1 protein-coding gene and 1 pseudogene are annotated in these 2,342 nt (G+C 63.8%); both read right to left on the bottom strand.

The features are described 5' to 3' along the window. Positions 1-374 (bottom strand): annotated as a pseudogene (locus EOA60_RS29235) (ATPase); the annotation flags it as partial. 356 nt (positions 375-730) lie between these two features. Next, positions 731-2,342: relaxase/mobilization nuclease RlxS (gene rlxS, locus EOA60_RS29230; RefSeq protein ID WP_128312347.1), on the bottom strand; the 1,612-nt coding region annotated here is incomplete at its 5' end.

Raw genomic sequence — 2,342 nt, 5'->3', positions numbered from 1 at the left:
AGTTTGCGACGGGGAACAAGCCCGTGCTCGCGCAAGCTTGCTTGTTGGCGCTGCTCTCCCAGCACGCGGTGCAGGCGCGAGCGCAGACTGTCCGGCAAAATCATGTCGGTCAGTCGCAGGTCCGGATAGCGCACATGCAGGAGCCCTGCGAGCTCGCCCTTTGGCTGAAAAAGGGGAACCGGCCGACTGCTCTTGGCAATCCGGGCGTCCCTGCTCTTGGCTGCGTCGACCAGATCCTTGAGCTCCTGAGCAAGCTTGCCATGGCCTTGACGTGCCTCATGCGCAGCAAGCTGCATCGCGATAGAGAGGAAACGATCCTCGTCGCCGGCAAAGTGGCTTTTAAGCAGCGTCACGATATGGCGGGCCGTGGTCATGGCTCTCTTCTGGGGTATCCGTTTACTTGGCGAAGCGCATGCAACCTAAACGCTTTCAACGGCGATTTGTATCGCGCAATGGTGTTTTTTCTCTTGTCGATGTTCGCCCGTGGCAACTTCAGCGGTGAACTGTTGCGCCGCGGTCATAGGCCAGCCGGAATAACGCCGGCCAGCAGACAACAGTCCGCATCTTCGAGCGCTCGAAGTCTGGCCACTCACGCAGCGTGTCGGGTCCGAACGCTCCAAAGCCGCCCCGCCTGGCAGGTCCATGCGACCGATTGCGGGCGTGCGGCCATAAGGTCTACGCGGGCTCGCATGGCTGCCCGCGCCGCTGGCTAAAAAAGCTGTACACCATCTCACGAAACACCAGGTCCGCTCCTTTGCCGGCCGACGGTCCATGAAATCCCCTCCCCACTCACGACACCGGAGACCTCCTTGCCCACATGGCGCTCAAGCACCGGCCGCCATGGCACCAGCGTGAACTCGCGCGACTTCTCAACGACGGCATATTTTCCGCTGGCAAGCTCGACGGAGCGGCGGAGCGTACCCTCTACTCGTCCTCCGGATCGCGCTTCGGCATAGGGCAGGCCAAGTTCCTCCGACAGTTGGCCAGCAACACGGTTCAGTTCTCGCTGGCGCAGGATCGAAAGCATGTTGGCTCGATAGACGATCCGATCCTGTTCTTCATGCGCGTGGCCTTGCGCGATCAGCCACTCCCGCCGGCGAGCTTGCGCCTCTCTCACGTCGCAGCCGAAGCCGGATCCGTGCAAAGGCTCGGGTCTATCGGCAACCAGCTCCCGGTCGAGCCAGGTGGCGCCGTTGAAGCTGACCTGTCGCTCCAGCGCCATTGAGGAGAGCTTGTCGACAACGAAAGGCTCGGCCCTGGCCCGCTGGCCCTCATAATTCGCGACGCGATCGAGATGGTCCGGCGCGATGAGCCAGGTGCCGTTCGGCTCTCGCTCAACGCCGCCGGTCGCGCGGCGGATCGCCTCCAGCCGCCGCACATGCGTTCGCGCAAAGCTCTCGGTGGCGGATGGGTCATGCTTCAGGTGGATATCGACGTCGTAACGGCCGCCATTCGCGGCGGCGATTTCGGCGATGGTACGATCGACCCGCCTCGGCTCGGTGTTCCTTGGCGCGACACGCACGATGCAGCCATTAGGCATCGTTTCCATCGCCTCGCCTCTACCGATGTCGATCCAATGGCTCTTACCGTCGACGGCGTCGACGATCATGTAGTGGCGGTCATTGATCTCGTCGGCCAGTCCACGCGCGACAACGCGACCGACGAGAGACTGGACGGGCTCGCCGGCTCGATCGTGGATCACCCAGTCGGCGGCACTGCGTGCAAGCCCCTTGCCGGCCAGTTCGCGGTGGATGGTCTTGATGATGTCGCCGCGTTCGCCGGTGCGGCGCAGCGTGGCTTCGAGCTCATCGTCGAGGCGCCAGGAGCCAGCGCCGACCTCCGCGGCCAGACCCATCCGCTCGAGCTTGCGCAGCCGTCCCTGGTGCAGCGTCTGGCGAATGGCGTCGGGACCGCCCGGCGAGACCAGCCCGTCATCATCACGCATGCTGAGCAGCCGACGGTCGATGCTGGTGAAGCGTTCCTGCTCCATTTCCCGGCGCAGGCGAAGCTCAATCTCGCGGTCGGTTCGCGGACCGAGATCGAGGCTGACCAGCTCGGCCGCCCGCTCGCGGATGCCAGATGAGATATATTCGCGCGCGATGACCAGGTTCTCGCCACGGTCGTCCCTGCCTCGGACGATGATGTGGCTGTGCGGGTGGCCGGTGTTGAAATGATCAACCGCGACCCAGTCGAGCTTCGTGCCGAGGTCTTCCTGCATCTGCGCCATGAGCCGCCGCGTCAGCGCCTTCAGGTCTTCATACTCGATGCCGTCTTCGGCAGCGACGATGAAGCGGAATTGGTGGCGGTCGCCGTCCGCGCGATCGATGAACGCCTTGCCGTCG

It is taken from the genome of Mesorhizobium sp. M1A.F.Ca.IN.020.06.1.1, assembly GCF_004023265.1.
Taxonomy (GTDB): Bacteria; Pseudomonadota; Alphaproteobacteria; order Rhizobiales; family Rhizobiaceae; genus Mesorhizobium.
The sequence above is the reverse complement of the archived record's forward strand: the minus strand, read 5'-3'. Positions and strand labels throughout refer to the sequence as shown.